This window comes from Clostridium sp. YIM B02569 (assembly GCF_022320765.1).
GTDB lineage: Bacteria > Bacillota > Clostridia > Clostridiales > Clostridiaceae > Clostridium > Clostridium beijerinckii.
This window is the reverse complement of record NZ_JAKJJX010000002.1, coordinates 1-17,176: the sequence shown is the minus strand read 5'-3', so window position 1 is coordinate 17,176 and position 17,176 is coordinate 1. Positions and strand designations below refer to the sequence as shown.

At 31.4% G+C, this 17,176-nt stretch carries 13 protein-coding genes, 4 tRNA genes and 3 rRNA genes; 6 read left to right on the top strand and 14 right to left on the bottom strand.

All coding sequences use genetic code 11. The annotated features are described in order from the left end of the window. Position 1 precedes the first annotated feature (1 nt). Complete coding sequence (locus L3B96_RS01830; protein ID WP_012061037.1) at positions 2-751, bottom strand: tRNA1(Val) (adenine(37)-N6)-methyltransferase; 750 nt, start codon at positions 749-751, stop codon at positions 2-4. 191 nt (positions 752-942) lie between these two features. Next, positions 943-2,181: a C40 family peptidase gene (locus tag L3B96_RS01825; protein ID WP_012061038.1), complete on the bottom strand. Its 1,239-nt coding sequence runs from the start codon at positions 2,179-2,181 to the stop codon at positions 943-945. A gap of 343 nt (positions 2,182-2,524) precedes the next feature. Here L3B96_RS01825 and L3B96_RS01820 point away from each other — a divergent pair. After that, positions 2,525-2,600, top strand: a tRNA-Pro gene (locus L3B96_RS01820). A 234-nt stretch (positions 2,601-2,834) separates the two neighbouring features. Continuing rightward, positions 2,835-3,479, top strand: coding sequence for an HAD family phosphatase (locus L3B96_RS01815; protein WP_012061039.1), 645 nt, complete (start codon positions 2,835-2,837; stop codon positions 3,477-3,479). Positions 3,480-3,769: 290 nt separating this feature from the next. Here L3B96_RS01815 and L3B96_RS01810 read toward each other — a convergent pair whose 3' ends face one another. Continuing rightward, on the bottom strand, positions 3,770-4,516 hold the full coding sequence (locus L3B96_RS01810; protein ID WP_012061040.1) for a peptidyl-prolyl cis-trans isomerase: 747 nt from the start codon (positions 4,514-4,516) through the stop codon (positions 3,770-3,772). A gap of 180 nt (positions 4,517-4,696) precedes the next feature. Between L3B96_RS01810 and L3B96_RS01805 the strand changes: the two genes are divergently transcribed. Continuing rightward, positions 4,697-5,374, top strand: coding sequence for a uracil-DNA glycosylase (locus L3B96_RS01805; RefSeq protein WP_238858654.1), 678 nt, complete (start codon positions 4,697-4,699; stop codon positions 5,372-5,374). Between the two features lie 140 nt (positions 5,375-5,514). Then, a complete protein-coding gene (locus tag L3B96_RS01800; protein WP_012061042.1) occupies positions 5,515-5,925 on the top strand; it encodes a DUF3785 family protein in 411 nt (136 codons plus the stop codon). 221 nt (positions 5,926-6,146) lie between these two features. Here the strand turns inward: L3B96_RS01800 and L3B96_RS01795 are convergent. Both L3B96_RS01795 and rrf (L3B96_RS01790) read right to left on the bottom strand, forming a co-directional pair. Beyond that, a tRNA-Phe gene (locus tag L3B96_RS01795) sits at positions 6,147-6,222 on the bottom strand. Between the two features lie 5 nt (positions 6,223-6,227). Beyond that, positions 6,228-6,344, bottom strand: a 5S ribosomal RNA gene (gene rrf / locus L3B96_RS01790). Between the two features lie 189 nt (positions 6,345-6,533). On the opposite strand from rrf (L3B96_RS01790), the gene L3B96_RS01785 reads away from it, so the two are divergent. Further along, positions 6,534-7,265, top strand: coding sequence for an NAD-dependent protein deacylase (locus L3B96_RS01785; protein ID WP_238858653.1), 732 nt, complete (start codon positions 6,534-6,536; stop codon positions 7,263-7,265). Positions 7,266-7,436: 171 nt separating this feature from the next. Here the strand turns inward: L3B96_RS01785 and L3B96_RS01780 are convergent, their stop codons facing one another. The 4 genes from L3B96_RS01780 to fusA all read right to left on the bottom strand — a co-directional run bounded on the left by L3B96_RS01780 (position 7,437) and on the right by fusA (position 12,777). After that, positions 7,437-8,669, bottom strand: coding sequence for a competence/damage-inducible protein A (locus tag L3B96_RS01780; protein WP_017210169.1), 1,233 nt, complete (start codon positions 8,667-8,669; stop codon positions 7,437-7,439). Positions 8,670-9,153: 484 nt separating this feature from the next. Beyond that, on the bottom strand, positions 9,154-10,107 hold the full coding sequence (locus tag L3B96_RS01775) for an ROK family protein (protein ID WP_012061045.1): 954 nt from the start codon (positions 10,105-10,107) through the stop codon (positions 9,154-9,156). A gap of 111 nt (positions 10,108-10,218) precedes the next feature. Beyond that, positions 10,219-10,455, bottom strand: a complete 237-nt coding sequence (locus L3B96_RS01770; protein ID WP_023975335.1) for a hypothetical protein — start codon at positions 10,453-10,455, stop codon at positions 10,219-10,221. A 240-nt stretch (positions 10,456-10,695) separates the two neighbouring features. Continuing rightward, a complete protein-coding gene (gene fusA, locus L3B96_RS01765; RefSeq protein ID WP_039773099.1) occupies positions 10,696-12,777 on the bottom strand; it encodes an elongation factor G in 2,082 nt (693 codons plus the stop codon). Positions 12,778-13,049: 272 nt separating this feature from the next. Between fusA and L3B96_RS01760 the strand changes: the two genes are divergently transcribed. After that, positions 13,050-14,549 (top strand): hypothetical protein, encoded by a 1,500-nt coding sequence (locus L3B96_RS01760; RefSeq protein WP_238858652.1) that lies wholly within the window; start codon positions 13,050-13,052, stop codon positions 14,547-14,549. A gap of 257 nt (positions 14,550-14,806) precedes the next feature. On the opposite strand, the gene L3B96_RS01755 is transcribed toward L3B96_RS01760, so the two are convergent. The 5 genes from L3B96_RS01755 to L3B96_RS01735 form a co-directional block, all read right to left on the bottom strand. Then, positions 14,807-15,244 carry a hypothetical protein gene (locus L3B96_RS01755; protein ID WP_012061050.1) on the bottom strand — a complete coding sequence of 146 codons (438 nt, stop codon included), beginning with the start codon at positions 15,242-15,244 and terminating at the stop codon, positions 14,807-14,809. A 256-nt stretch (positions 15,245-15,500) separates the two neighbouring features. Then, a tRNA-Ala gene (locus L3B96_RS01750) sits at positions 15,501-15,576 on the bottom strand. 1 nt (position 15,577) lies between these two features. After that, positions 15,578-15,654, bottom strand: a tRNA-Ile gene (locus L3B96_RS01745). A 44-nt stretch (positions 15,655-15,698) separates the two neighbouring features. Then, positions 15,699-15,815, bottom strand: a 5S ribosomal RNA gene (gene rrf / locus L3B96_RS01740). Positions 15,816-15,888: 73 nt separating this feature from the next. Continuing rightward, positions 15,889-17,176: ribosomal RNA gene (locus L3B96_RS01735) — 23S ribosomal RNA — on the bottom strand; the annotation flags it as partial.

The following is a 17,176-nucleotide window of genomic DNA, read 5'->3' as shown; positions in this document are numbered from 1 at the left end:
ATCATGACCTCCAATATATTGAATCTATTTCTTTAGTATATTTTCCATCTTCATCATAGACATACAATGGTGCTTCCCACTTCAAATAGGCTCCCCCATCTCTTTGTCCTTCAACCAATACAATATTAGGAGCTTTTCCTACCTTAGGATGAATCATTTTTACTCTTTTCGGTTCTATTTTATATTTTCTCATTAAAACAAAAATATCCGCTAATCTTTCAGGTCTATGTATCATAAAGAGTCTTCCATTATCCTTTAATAAAATTCTTGCTGCCGAAATCACATCTTCTAAATTACATAGTATTTCATGCCTAGCTATAGCAAGCTTATCATTTGGATTTATAATTCCTGAATTGTTTAGTTTATAAGGTGGATTTACTGTCACCGCATCAAACTTGTCAAGTGTCTTTAGATAATCTATGTTTTTTAAATCTTCATTTATAAAACATACATTTCCTTCAAGCTCATTTAATTTTACGCTCCTTTTAGCCATATCTACCATATCTTCTTGAATTTCTAATCCATATACACGCTCAGGCTTATATTTGCCATATATCAAAAATGGAATTATTCCAGTTCCTGTACATAAATCCATCACCTTATGTTTGTTTTTTATATAAGCAAAATCAGATAATAAAACAGCATCTATACCAAATTTAAATCCCTCCTTCTTTTGAATTAAATTTAATCCCTTAAGTTGCAAATCATCTACTGTCTCATCATCTCTCACATATTGCAATTTATTATTCATATTATTCTTCCTCTACTTAACTTTACAATATTCTACTTTAAAATATCTAATATCAATATTTGTATATACCTAATCTCTAAAGTATATATTCCACATTATATCATACAAGTAAAATAAAAAAAGTCCTTCTGATCTTTTACAGAAGGACAATAATTTGAAATCAGATATTAACAACTAATTTCTTATGTTAACTACTTAAGAACTCTTCTTGCAGCATAAAAACTATAAACTGGCGCAACTTTAACCACATCACCTGTTTGAGGTGCGTTAATCATTTGGCCATTACCAACATATATCCCAACGTGACCTGGATGAGTAAATACCAAATCTCCAGGTTGAAGCTGATCTTGGCTAACTGGTTGTCCAACTCCAATTTGAGAATAAGTTGTTCTTGTTATATCTACTCCTGCAGCATGCTCATAAACATATTGAGTAAATCCTGAACAGTCAAAACTTGCATCTCCAGTTGCACCCCATACATAAGGCTTTCCTAACTGTGCATATGCCTCATTTAGAATAGATTGAGCATTTCCTGCTGATGGTACAGCTACTCTTCCGCCTCCGCCTCTACTTGGCGTTGCCACTTTTACTTCAGCTGCTTTTTTATCTGCTACCATTGTTTTAGCCTTTTCAATTTTATCATTTATCTCTGAAGTAACAATCTCACTCTTAATTTGATTATCTCTAATATTTCTTAATTGATTAATTGCTCCTTGAAGATCAGTAGCTGAACTATTAGAGTTACCTATAACATCAAATTGAGATTTTACAAGTTCTCTTTCTAATTGTGATAAGTATTGTGAGTCAAATTTACTTTTTTCATCCTTAGCTTGACTTGATAAAGTTTCTGCTTCTTTTTTCTTTCCATCGAGTTCACTTAAGCTAACTTGTATTTCTTTATTAAGTTTATCTATTTCATCTTTCTTATCTTCTAAGGATTTTATTTTGTTATTTAATTCTTCCTTTTTACTTGTAACATCTTCTATGGCAGATTTATCTTTTCCTATAATTTTACTAACTGCCTCTGCTCTAGAAAAGAAATCACTTGTTGATTCTGATTCAAGTATAAAATTCAAGTAACCAAATTCTAAATCACCTGACATGTACATAGCTTTAACTCTTTGTCCTAAAGCTAAATCTAATGTATTAATCTCTTTCTTATATTGTTCAATGTCTTTTGTACTACTATCAATAACTTTATTGATAGTTGTTATTTCTTTTTTATTCTTATCTACTGTTAATTGTAGCGGCTCTATCTGCATATTTAAATCATCAATTTTATTCTGAATATCTGTTATCTTGCTTTCAATTTCTGCATATTTCTGTCTTGAATCACTCAACTGTTGATTATCTGGCGTCGCAAACGCTGGTATCGAGCTACCTACAACGATTACGGTTGCTAACATAATAGCTAGAATTCTACTCCTCATTAAATATCGGTTTTAAACCTTCCCTCCTCCATTAATCTATATCACTACATAATTATAACACCTTGGATAAGAATGAACAATTCATATATATAGCGAGAATTTAGTTTATCCTACTATTATCTAAATATCGTCCGTATTCCCCACTTTTTCTAGCTTATTCTTTGTGATTCTTATTATAGCTTATATATATAAATTTTCATCAATAAACTTAACTTAACAATTCCAGCCTCCCTCATCACAAAATTATTTATTCTAATGACTATAATTAACTTTTTTCTGTATTAATTACATCTTCTAAAGTCCTTGACATAAGATTTACTTGAATATATAATTAATGTATAACCGGGGTGTGGCGCAGATGGGAGCGCGCGTGGTTTGGGACCATGAGGTCGCAGGTTCAATCCCTGTCACCCCGACCAAATATATTATTAGACTACTATAACTTAAGGATTGATCCTTAAGTTTTTTTATTTAGTAATTTATTAATCTATAAGATATATCTTATTACTAATTCTTCTAATTCTTATTCGTATCTAATGCTTTAATTATAATATTTATTGACACTAAGGCACACCAATAGAAGATTAAGTTTAGCACTAAGTTATATCAATATTTATTCGTTTATATAAATAACAATTATTTGGAGGTGTAAAATGCTAAGTAATATAAAAGGTGTAATTTTTGATTTAGATGGAACTATTGTAGATTCCATGTGGGTATGGTCTCAGATCGACATAGATTATCTTAAAAAGAAAGGACATGCTGTACCTAATGACTTAAAAAACGATATTGAACACTTAAGTTTTTATCAGACAGCAGTATATTTTAAAAATAGATTTAAAATTGAAGATTCAGTAGATGAAATACTTAGTGATTGGCATCATGCAGCATTTCATCATTACGCTAATAATGTAAAACTCAAATCAGGTGTAAAAACTTTTTTAAAATATTTAAAAGATAATAAAATAAAAATTGCATTAGCGACTAGCAATTCTATCCCACTGCTTGAGGCTTGTTTAAAAAACAATGGGGTTTATGACTATTTTGATTCAATCACTATTACTGATGAAGTCGCAAAAGGAAAAGATTGTCCTGACATATATTTATTAGCAGCAAAAAAGTTAAATATTAAACCTGAATACTGTTTAGTATTTGAGGATATACTCCCTGCTATGAAAAGTGCAAAAAAAGCAAATATGAGGGTGATCGGAATAAAAGATGATTTATGTTTAGAACCTATATCCGAAATTCTTAAGTATTGTGATAAATATATTTTTTCCTTTACTGAGCTTTTATAGATATTAGTTATTATAAATATTTGTTTTATCGCCTACATACGAATAATTAGATTACTAAAAATAATTCAACATTCTACAATGCAAATTTAAGACAAGCTTTTTCTCATGCTGTTAGTATATAAATCTGTAACGTAGGGATATCTGAATACATTTTTATAACATAAAATCATATTTGAATATTGTATTATATTCCAAAATAATAACATATGAACTTTAAAATAAAAAAATAAAGGTAATGTATCCATCATTACCTTTATTTTTGAAACTATATTGCTATTAAATAGAAATTTTTATTTTCTTTCAACTCCGTATTTAGCTTCTAATTCCTTCAATATTTGATCATATTTTTTATGTTGATTTTCTTTAATTAAATTATCTAATACACTGTCTTTAACTTCTTCAAAACTTTTGATTGAGGCTTCATTTTTTGCATCTACTAACACTAAATGATACCCAAATTGAGTTTTAACCGGTTCAGTAACCTTTCCTATTTCTGATGTAAAAGCAGCTTCTTCAAATTCTGGAACCATCATACCTTTTGAGAATTCACCCAAATTTCCACCTTGTTGATTAGATGGGCATGTTGAATATTTCATTGCAGCATCTCCGAATGAAATCTTGCCGCTTAAGATTTCTTCTCTTGCCTTATTTGCTTCCTCTTCAGTTTCTACTAGAATATGTCTAGCTGAAACTGTTGCAGGCTGACCAAAAGCTTCTTTATTATCTTCATAGTATTTCTTTACTTCTTCATCTGTTATTGTTACATCACTCAATACTTTATTTATTGCCATTGAAGTTATAACTTCCTTTGATATATTTTCCATGGCGTCTTTGTATTCTTGAGTCTTATCTAATTGTATTTCTTTTCCAAACTTATTCATTAATTCAAATGAAATCAATTGTTCTACCAATTGTTTCTTCTTTTCTTCGCTTTGTAAAGCTCCTCTTTGCTCTTGTGGATATCTACTAATTATTGCATTTAAATCTTTTTCTGTTATTTCATATCCTGCTGCAACAGCTAACACTTTATTTTCCATGTGAATTCTCCTTTATAATCATTTTATATTATTTTTAACAGTTTGTTATATACACTTCATTTTAACAGTATCTACTACTTCTAACAATAATATAACTAAATAAATTTTAGATTTTTAATCAAAAATACATAGTATACATAAAACCACCATAAAATGTTATACTAATTTAGGGGTGATTTAATGTCCGATATATTAAAAAATGATTGGAAAAATTATTTGCAGTCTGAATTCCAAAAAGATTATTATATTGATCTAAGAAAATTTTTAATAAATGAATATAACTCTAAGACCATTTATCCTAATATGTATGATCTCTTTAACGCCTTACATTTTACACCTTATAATAAAGTTAAAGTTGTTATATTAGGTCAAGATCCTTATCATGGACCTGGCCAAGCGCATGGATTGAGTTTTTCTGTTAATCCAGGTGTAAAAACTCCACCATCTTTAATTAATATCTATAAGGAACTACATACTGATCTAGGTTGCTATATTCCAAACAATGGCTATTTAAGAAAGTGGGCTGATCAAGGAGTCTTATTGCTAAATACGGTACTTACAGTTAGAGCTGGAGAAGCTAATTCCCACAAAAATAAGGGATGGGAAGAATTCACAAATGAGGTTATTAAGGTGCTAAATAAAAAGGAAACACCTATAGTATTCATACTTTGGGGTAATAATGCTATTTCAAAGACTGACTTTATTACTAATCCTAAGCATCTTATAATAAAATCCGTTCATCCTAGTCCATTATCTGCATCAAGAGGCTTCTTCGGAAGTAAACCTTTTTCAAAAACAAACAATTTTCTAATTTCTACAAATCAAGAACCAATTGACTGGCAAATCGAAAATATATAATTATTTAATTTACTTTTCCAATGCTTACATTTAAATTAAGCCTTTCTATTATAAATTAAATGTTTAAATATAGTTTTGCTAAACATTGTGCATATGCTGGTGTATAATTGATTATACGCTAATTTTGAGGAGGTTGTTTTGTGGATTATAAATTTGTTTATGAGAATAAAGAATACGTACTAACAGAGAATAATTGCGATGGGATATTTTTTGAAGGGGAAAATGAGATTACAGGTCTTTCCTTAGATATAATATTGAATGCTCTAAATGAAGGAGAAGAAATAAGTTTTTCAACTGAATATTATGGTGATAAATGTACATGTAATACTCAAGAGCAAATAAATAAATCTTATCGTTACTTAGAGTACCACTTTTACATATATACAAAAGATAATGAATATGTAATAAATACTATCTGTAATGAATATAAGAATACATCTTTTAATAAACTTTTTGGTTTAGGAAAAATTGATGATAGCTATATAGTTAGTGTGACTGTATGCCCTAACTGCGGTATCTACTCAATATATATAGATCAATGTACTGTTTAAGGAATTCCTATATAACTTTTTTACAAATAGTTAATATAAAAAAAGATAACATTTAGAAATATAATTTAAATGTTATCTTTTTAACGAATATAATGTATTTTTTATTCCCTTGAAATAGTAACTTAAGTTAATTAAACTATTCAAAAAATTGTATACAGATTTTACTGAATTATAATTTTCTAAAGATATAGAAAAAGCACTAACTTATGTTAGTGCTTTTTTGGTGGCTCGAACTGGAATCGAACCAGTGACACGAGGATTTTCAGTCCTCTGCTCTACCGACTGAGCTATCGAGCCATATTACCTGGCAACGTCTTACTCTTCCACACAGTCTCCCATGCAGTACCATCAGCGCTGTAGACCTTAACTTTCCTGTTCGGAATGGGAAGGAGTGTTACCTCTACGCCGTCATCACCAGATACAAGTAGTATTATATCGAGTTATTTATATTATGTCAACACATTTTTTATTTTTTTATTATAAATATTTTAAAATGTTTAATTCATCAGGGTTTATATTTTATTTTTCTAATCAATTGTGCAATAATTAAATATACATGATAATGTGTTTTTAATACTTAAAATAAATTCTAATTTGGAGGTTTTTCTATGAGCATTGAAAAGTTATCAGAAATATTAAAGAATAGTAATAATATAGTCTTTTTCGGCGGAGCTGGTATCAGTACGGAATCTAATATACCTGACTTTAGAAGCTCAAATGGCCTATTTAGCGAGAAATTAAACGCTACATTGACTCCTGAGCAGTTAGTATCACATACTTTTTATATTAAATATCCTGAAGAATTTTTTAAATTTTACAAAGCAAAACTTATATATCCAGAAGCTAAACCGAATGCCGGCCACTTAGCATTAGCTAAACTTGAAGAACTGGGAAAATTAAAAGCTATCGTGACACAAAATATAGATGGACTTCATCAAATGGCTGGAAGCAAAAATGTATTTGAACTTCATGGATCTATCCATCGAAATTATTGCGTTAAATGTCACGAATCCTATGATGTGAATTTTATCCTACAATCTAAAGAAGTTCCTACTTGCACTAAATGTGGTGGAACTGTTAAGCCCGATGTAGTTCTTTATGAAGATGGGCTAGACGATAAAGTAATTAGAGAATCTATAAATGCAATTTCTAATGCAGATACTCTTATTATAGGTGGAACTTCACTTGTTGTTTATCCTGCTGCCGGACTTATCAATTATTTTAGAGGAAAGAATCTTGTGTTAATAAATAAAAGTTCTACCTCTGCTGATTCTAAAGCTAATTTGGTTATTAACGATTCTTTCGGGAAAACATTAAGCGAGGCTATAAAAGAATTATAAATTTTTTATCTAAATTATGTATAAATAAATTTAATTTGGCAATAAATAATAATGAAGTATTTAACTTCAATATTTAATCGCCTCTCCCCCATTTTTATTTATATACAATTTGTAAAGCCATAATATATTACTTCGTTTGAAATATATTATGGCATTTTTATTTTGCATAATTTATTTAATAAGAATTCTTCTTAGCATATCTAATCCTGTAATTGTAGCCTGAAGCCTTACTTTGTTTCTATCTCCCTTAAACAAACATTTTTGTATTGTTACCTTTCCTTGAACATACACACCTATAAAAACCAATCCAACAGGTTTTTCTAAAGTACCACCTTCTGGTCCTGCAATTCCTGTTGTTACAATGCTAACATCAGTATTAGCTGTCTTTGCAATACCAATTGCCATTTCTCTTGCGGTTTCTTCACTTACGGCCCCATATTTGTTTAAAATATCATTATTAACGCCTAGTCTATTATGTTTAGCCTCATTGGAATATGTTACAGCGCCTTCTAAAAAAACTTCCGATATACCTGGATAATTAATAAGATAGCTTGCTATCATGCCACCAGTACATGATTCTGCCGTAGATATTGTTAGTTTCTTCTCTATCAAAAGCCTAGCTACAACTTCTTCTATGTTAATATCCTCAGTTGCATAAACATTATCCCCAAGTCTGTTCTTAATTTCTTCCTCAATTGGTTCTATCAATTTTAGTGCTTCATCTTTAGTTTCAGCCTTTGCAGTTATACGAAGCATTACTCCTACATCTTTTGCATAAGGCGCAATTGTAGGATTAGTTTGAGCATCTATTAAATCCTTAATCTCTTCTGCAACAGCGCTTTCCCCTATTCCAAGTATCTTAACAACTCTTGAAACCAATATTGAATCTGATTTCTCTTGAAGATATGGTTTAACCGATTCTTCAAACATTGGTTTCATTTCCTTTGGTGGCCCAGGTAAAATGATCATTATCTTATTATCATCTTCTATTATAACTCCTGGCGCTGTTCCATTATTATTCTTTATAACAGTTGCTCCTTCTGGAATTAATCCTTGCTTTAAATTATTTTTAGTCATTGCTCTTTCTCTAAATTTAAAATAATCTCTTATTTTTTTAATCGAATTTTCATCCTGAATCAATTCTTTATTAAAATATTTAGCTGCAACTTCTTTTGTAATATCATCATCTGTAGGTCCAAGTCCTCCTGTAGTTATTATGATGTCACTTCTGCTATATGCCTCATCAAATGCATGCATAATTCTTATTTCATTATCTCCTACTACTTGCTGATAATACATATCTATTCCAAGGGCTGCTAATTCCTGAGCTAAATATTGGGCATTTGAATTAATTATATCGCCTAATAAAATCTCTGTTCCTATGGCTATAATCTCTGCTTTCATCTTATTACCTTCTTCTTATTTAATTTGCAAGTCTACAATAATATTCTTAATTAGAAATTATACTACTAAACCATTATTAATTACAATAATCTCTATTTATATTATAATTAAAGATTGAAACCTATCCAACAATCTATTGAATAGGTTTCATATAAAATATATTCTTTTATAATATGCTATCTCTAAGTATATCTAGAGATAGCTTATATAAAAATTTTTTTCATCCCAATCTATTATAGGTAAATACTTTAAATATCAAAATAAAAGTCTCATTAGTTAAGTAATTAACCTAGAATAAACTTAGTAATATGTATGAGAAGAAAAAATTCATTGCAAAGAGAGCTTTCCGTTTTAATTTTATGTGAAATTTTTAATCTTTATTCACATCTATCTGCAATTCTATTATAAAAGTCTATTCTAAATGTTTCAAAGCTCTAGGGTTAATCTAAAAATCTACACTACTTTACTTGCTTCATCCTTTATATTACTTATCTTCTGTTTCAAGCAATGCTAATGCTACCGCACCAATTACCCCTGCATCTGTACCTAATCCTGCTGGAACAATCTTAACTGATTCTGCCATGGATTTAAAACATCTCTTATCAACAACTTTTCTTACTGTATCAAAAACAATCTCTCCAGCTTTTGATACACCACCACCTATTATTATAATTTCTGGATCAAATATAGATACTGCATTAGCTATAGCTATTCCTAAATAATTCAGTGCATTATTAATTATATCTACGCAAACTGGATCTCCTGCAGCCGCCTCTGTAAACACCTCATATGAAGTAATAGTATCATACTTTCTTAATGAAGTCTCAACTTTGCTAGCTAATGCTTCCTGTCCTCTTTTTGCAATTGCAGTCCCTGATGACGTTGCTTCTACACACCCTATATTTCCACAATTACATCTTGGTCCATCTGGTGCCACTGTCATATGTCCTATTTCTAAGGCATTTGAAGTGTGTCCTCTATATACCTTTCCATTTAAGACAGCTCCTCCACCTACTCCAGTGCTTACTGTGAAGAACACTACATCTTTAGCGCCTTTTCCTGCACCAAACATATATTCACCGATAGCTGCAACGTTTGCATCATTATCTAAAAACACAGGAACTTCAAATTTTTTATTCAAAGGTTCCACTAAATTAAAATTCTTAAATGGAAGGTTTGGTGTATAGATTATAGTTCCTTTTTCAGCATCTAAAGGTCCAGGGGAACCGATACCAATTCCTTTTATATCTTTATAAGTTACTGATCCATCTTTAATTACTTTTTCAACAGATTCTATAATTCTATTTAATACTGGAATTTCTCCCTCACTTGCATTTGTAGGAACTGTTGTTTGACATAGCACTTCTCCATTTAAATTAGATAATGCAGTACTTATCTTAGTTCCTCCTAAATCTACTCCTATAACATATTTTTGCATAATATAACTCTCCTTTATTTTATTTAATATACCAATAAAAAACAATTTGCTAATACATATTATACTATATTATGCTATTCCAATAAAACCTGTATTTTAAATAATATTTTTTCAAGATCCTTTATTGGCGCTTATGTAATAGTTCCCAAAATCGTCATATTGTGTATAATTAATATTGAATTTGTTATCTTGAAGCATAGAATTAATTAATTCTATGTCATCCTTATTATTTCTATCTATCCTTATTACAAAGTTATCATCTTTGTCTATTATATTAAAATAGTCAAATATATTACTATAATCACTCAACTCTATATTCCCATTAATATCCATGCTATAATCTGACATTGTATAGGCCTCCTTGCTTAAATTGTATAAAATATACTATCACTAAAATATTATGTCTTTCTACACATGATTTTATCCTATATATATTAATGTAAAATTTACCTTATTCATTAATTATAGTAAATTTTATTTTACTTCTCTTTATTAAGCCAATAAATAAAAAGTACCCTTTATGTAATTACTACACTAGAGTACTTTTTATTCCTATTCCGTAAATTTTAGCTATAACTCTCCGTAATCTTATTTTCTTAATTCATTAATGCTCTCTATGGCTTTCGCTACCTCTATCTCTGGAACTTCTTCATATCTTACAAATTCTTTTGTAAATACTCCTCTTCCTTGAGTTAAAGATCTCAATTCAGTAGCATATTTTCTAATTTCGGCAAGCGGAATTTCTGATATAACCCTTTGCTTGTCCCCTTCTGGTTCCATTCCGATTACTCTTCCCCTCTTTTTATTTATATCAGCTATTACATCACCCATATATTCATTTGGTAATATAACTTCTACTTTCATTATAGGTTCCAATAGAATAGGTTTAGCTTGCTCTAATCCCTTTTTATAAGCTATAGAAGCTGCAACCTTAAAAGCCATTTCAGAAGAATCTACAGAGTGATATGATCCATCATGAAGAGTCGCTTTAAGGCCTATAACTGGGCATCCTGCTAAAACCCCATGAGTTATACACTCTCTTAATCCTTTTTCTACTGCTGGAATAAAATTTCTTGGAACTGCACCACCAACAACGTTATCAATAAATTCTAATTCTTCCTCTCCATCTGTTCTACGTTCAAATTTAATTACCACATCTCCATACTGGCCATGTCCACCAGACTGCTTTTTATGTTTTCCTTGTACATCTGAAAATCCCTTTATAGTTTCTTTATAAGGTACCTTTGGTAAACTTAATACTGCTTCTACACCAAATTTACTTTTTATTTTACTTGCGATTACATTAATATGTGTTTCTCCTAGTCCTGAGATTACAATTTCTGCATTTTCTACATCCCTATCAATCTGAAAAACAGGATCTTCATCTTTTAACTTGGCCAAAGCTTGAGATATCTTTTCCTCATCACCTTTAGCTTGTGGGATTACAGCCATTGAGAAAACTGTTTTAGGAAAATTCATTTTGTCATATATTACTTTAAAATCAGGACTAGCTAAAGTATCGCCTGTATTTGTATACTGTAGCTTGGAAATAGCACCTATATCACCAGCTATTATTCTTTTAGCTGGTATTTGTGTCTTACCTCTAATAAAACATATATGGGATAATTTTTCGTTCTTATCTTTATTAACATTTAATACTGTCATATCATCTTTCGCTTCACCTGTAATAACTCTAAAAAATGATATCCTGCCTACAAATGGATCTGCAATAGTTTTAAATACTAATGCAGAAAAAGGCTTATCTTGATTGAGATTAACAAAAACCTCTTCATCTTTTAAAACGTCTACAGCTTTTTGTGGAATAGCATATTCTGGCGATGGAAAACATTCTACAATATCATCAATTAAAGAATCCATTCCGATAACTTTTGTAGCACTTCCACACATAACAGGGGCAATATCCCCATTAGCACATCCACTTATAAGGCCCTTATATATTTCTTCATCACTCAATTCACCTTCACTAAAATATTTATCAAGCAATACTTCATCAGTCTCAGCTACAGCTTCCATAATCATCTTCTTACAATTTTCAACTTCATCCTGGAGCTCTTCAGGTATATCCAATATTTTTATTTCCTTAGTCTTTACATCGTATACTCTTGCTTGTTTGGATATTATATTTATTACTCCTTTAAAATTGTCTTCTTCTCCTATAGGATACTGAATAGGCACCACGCTGATGCCAAACTTTTCTTTAAGAGATGCTAATACTTTATTAAAATCCGAGTTCTCTCTATCTAATTTATTTATAAAAAATGTTCTAGGCAATTTAATTTTGTTACAATATTCCCAGGCTCTTTCAGTTCCCGCCTTGACTCCTGAAACTCCGCTTACAACTATCATACCTACATCCACGGATCTCATTCCTTCGATACATTCACCTTGAAAGTCTGCATATCCAGGAATATCAATAAGATTTATTTTAACATTATCTAATTCAATTGGTGCTACTGAAAGGGCAATAGAAAATTGTCTCTTCTTTTCTTCAGTATCAAAATCTAAAACCGTAGTCCCATCCTCAATATTCCCTAATCTATCTGTAATTTTTGAATAATACAGAAGGCTTTCCGCTAAGGAAGTCTTTCCAGTTCCATTATGCCCCATTAATCCTACATTTCTTAAATTTTTAATACTATAATCTTTCATAATGCTGCCAAACCCTTAATCTACCCTAGAGATTGGCTCCCACCTGCCTTTCACTTAATAATGCTATATGTTATATTTCTATTTCTATTCGTTAAATCCTCCTTATTTTCTTAATTTTCTGAAAATTTATATTTATCCTATTTTTGAAGTAGTCCTTTAAATTAATTTGATGTTTTCTTGTAGTATTAATCAAAAAACATTATAATTTTATCTGTTAATATCTTTAGAATCATGTTTATTACTTTAAATCTATCTTTGTGGAGGAAAATTTAATGAAAGCAAAAAAGAATTTAAGAAACTTCTATATGTTTTGGTTTGCTTTACTTGCAATTTCTATAACTATCGGAGTCTTATTTATAAAACCCCAAGTAGGTGTTGCTGATCAAGGTGATTTCTATAGAATTATGAATGTATCTGGTCTGTCATTATTAGACTCAGATACGAATAATCCTAACTCTGTAGGATATTATGACTTTATTGTGACTGATTATAAGATTACCCCTTTAAACAATACTGATCCTAAAAGCATCTGGAATTGTAGTTTGAGCTATCTAATAATACTTGTTAATTATATATGCAAATCACTTGATCATAATATATTTAAAACTCAATATTTAGCTGTCATCTATAGTATTATATATATTCTTTCATTTATCATAATATTAAAATCTTTGAATATAAAAAATAATATTAAATCTATGATGGTTGTACTAATAACCGCATTCATTTTCTTTGATGGTAATTATTTAATTTGGTTTAATAGCCTATATGGAGAACCAATGATGATAACTACACTATTGCTACTTGTTGCATCCATTCTTAACTATATTAAGTACAAATACGTAGTAAAGGGAACGGAAAAATTAATGTCGAAAATACTTTATATATTATTTTCAGCATTTTTATTTTTAGGTTCTAAATTACAAGTTATTACTTCTTTACCTATTATTATAATTCTTATATGTAAAATATTATTGGATAATAGATATAATCTAAATAAAATCAATTTAGCTATTTTATATGTTATTACATGCTTATTGATAATCTATCCTATTCGCATCAATATGAATAGCAACAACTTAAGTAAAGACACCCAGTATAACTCAGTCTTTTATGGAGTACTAAACGAATCTACTACTCCAGAGCAAGACTTGATAGATTTAGGCTTAGATCCTGATTTATCAGCTGAGGCTGGGAAACATGCTTATTTGGATTCTGATGAATATGTCAAATATATTCCTGGTTCAGAAATAACTGATGAAAAATTCTACAGTAAAATAAATAACTTTAAACTTGGAAAATTCTATTTAACTCACCCTACTCGTTTATTAAATGGCATGAAATATACCGCAAGTAAGGCATTCTATACTAGTACCGGACTAGGTAAGTACTCAAAAGCTGATAGTTTAACCCCAGTTAGGGATTTCCATCGTTTCACACTTTGGTCATCTATAAGGGAAAAAATATTGCCTAGAAATTTATATTTTATAGGATTAATTTATCTTATTGTTCTGTTATGCTCACTGTATAAATATATTCGAAATAGTTCTAACCCTGAAATCAAGAACAAAATTCTCTTGCTTTGGACTGTTATATTTATAGGTATACTTCAATTTCCAATGCCTTTTGTCGGCAATGGAAAGGCTGATACCTCGAAACAATTATTTTTATTCAACTTCACTTTTGATGCATTATTAATGCTTATTCTTGTTTATATTCTATTTAAAGTAAATGATCTATTTAAAATAAAATTTAATTCATCTCATAAATAGGCTTAACAAGTAATCTTAGAGTAATTGTAATTTTGTTTACTCTAATTAAACCAATATCTATATTTGTTTATCACTAACTTATATTTATGTTTGCATCACATATTTAATTTATGTTATAGAAAATGAAGGCTAAGTATACAATGCTTAATTTGCATTATATACTTAGCCTTCACAATTTTTATTTACTTTTATTCCTTATTCTCATACCTTAAAATAATTAGCTGATTTATATTATTTTAAAATTCACAGATATTATATTACTCAGACATATATCTATTTATATAAGCAAGTGATTCTTCTAATAATTCTTGCCCTTTTTCCAAACCATCGATTTTCATCTCTAAGCTACAAATTCTTTGATCAATTTGATACATAAACTGCTTTATATCTTGTAGTAACTTTGCTTCATAAGTAACTTGCACACCTTCATCATCAATGTATATTTTTTCTGGTGGAGCACCGCACTTAGAACACTTAGCATATATTCCTTGTTTATCTAAATTATTAAACACCTTAAATGTATCGTTATTACACTCTGCACAATTTGATAACATTATAAATTCATAATAACTCACATCATAATAATAAGTACTTCCACAGTCTTTACATACTAATTTAAGTTTATTGTCTTCTGTTGATATATGAAATTCATTACCGCTACATCCATCTTTTTTGCAGACAATAGTTCTTACCATAATCCTACCCCTCGCAATATAATTTTTATACAATAAATAAAAATATTAAATTACATTTTTACATATATTTTACATATAAATTATATATTATAATTCATTCATTGTATACTTTAACAATTAGTATTTTTAGCCTATTTTATACTGTTGTTCTACTATTTTCTGCACCATATAACTCATACCAGTAATAAATATTATTTAACAACAATATTTATAATAAAAAAACAAAAAAACTATGAATAAAATTCATAGTTTTTAATGGTGGAGATAAAGAGATTCGAACTCTTGACCCCCTGCGTGCAAGGCAGGTGCTCTCCCAACTGAGCTATACCCCCATGGTGGACCTTCAGGGACTCGAACCCTAGACCTACCGGTTATGAGCCGGTTGCTCTAACCAACTGAGCTAAAGATCCGTAAGTTAAATTTCTTTAACTTAACTCTTGTAATCTACAAGATTACCTCGCAACGTCCTACTCTGCCACACAGTCTCCCATGCAGTACCATCGGCGCTATAGACCTTAACTTTCCTGTTCGGAATGGGAAGGAGTGTTACCTCTATGCCATCATCACGAGATCTTCAATTTGAAAAAACTTTGTTCTTTCAAAATTGCACACAGTTTCTTTAATGTATTTACAACTTGACTATATTGGTCAAGCCCTCGACCTATTAGTATCAGTCAGCTAAATATGTTACCATACTTACACCTCTGACCTATCAACCTTGTAGTCTTCAAGGGGTCTTACTAGCTTATGCTATGGGAAATCTCATCTTGAGGTGGGCTTCACACTTAGATGCTTTCAGCGTTTATCCCTTCCCGACTTAGCTACCCAGCTATGCTTCTGGCGAAACAACTGGTACACCATAGGTCAGTCCATCCCGGTCCTCTCGTACTAAGGACAGCTCCTCTCAAATTTCCTACGCCCGCGACGGATAGGGACCGAACTGTCTCACGACGTTCTGAACCCAGCTCGCGTGCCGCTTTAATGGGCGAACAGCCCAACCCTTGGGACCTACTTCAGCCCCAGGATGCGACGAGCCGACATCGAGGTGCCAAACCTCCCCGTCGATGTGAACTCTTGGGGGAGATCAGCCTGTTATCCCCGAGGTAGCTTTTATCCGTTGAGCGATGGCCCTCCCACGAGGTACCACCGGATCACTAAGCCCGACTTTCGTCCCTGCTCCACTTGTAGGTGTCGCAGTCAGGCTCCCTTCTGCCTTTACACTCTTCGAACGATTTCCGACCGTTCTGAGGGAACCTTTGGGCGCCTCCGTTACATTTTAGGAGGCGACCGCCCCAGTCAAACTGCCCACCTAACAATGTCCTGTCACCAGTTTCATGGCATCCAGTTAGAACTTCAATACTATCAGGGTGGTATCCCAACAACGACTCCACCAAGGCTGACGCCCTAGTTTCCCAGTCTCCCACCTATCCTGTACAGACAATACCGAAATTCAATGCTAAGCTACAGTAAAGCTCTACGGGGTCTTTCCGTCCAATCGCGGGTAGCGAGCATCTTCACTCGCACTACAACTTCGCCGGATTTGCAGTTGAGACAGTGCACAAGTCATTACGCCATTCGTGCGGGTCAGAACTTACCTGACAAGGAATTTCGCTACCTTAGGACCGTTATAGTTACGGCCGCCGTTTACTGGGGCTTAAGTTCACACCTTCGCGTTACCACTAAGTGTTCCCCTTAACCTTCCAGCACCGGGCAGGCGTCAGCCCCTATACATCAGCTTTCGCTTTAGCAGAGACCTGTGTTTTTGTTAAACAGTTGCTTGTGCCTATTCTCTGCGGCCTGATTTCTCAGGCACCCCTTCTCCCGAAGTTACGGGGTCAATTTGCCTAGTTCCTTAACTGCAATTCTTCCGTCGGCCTTAGGATTCTCTCCTCATCTACCTGTGTCGGTTTGCGGTACGGGCACTACTTCTCT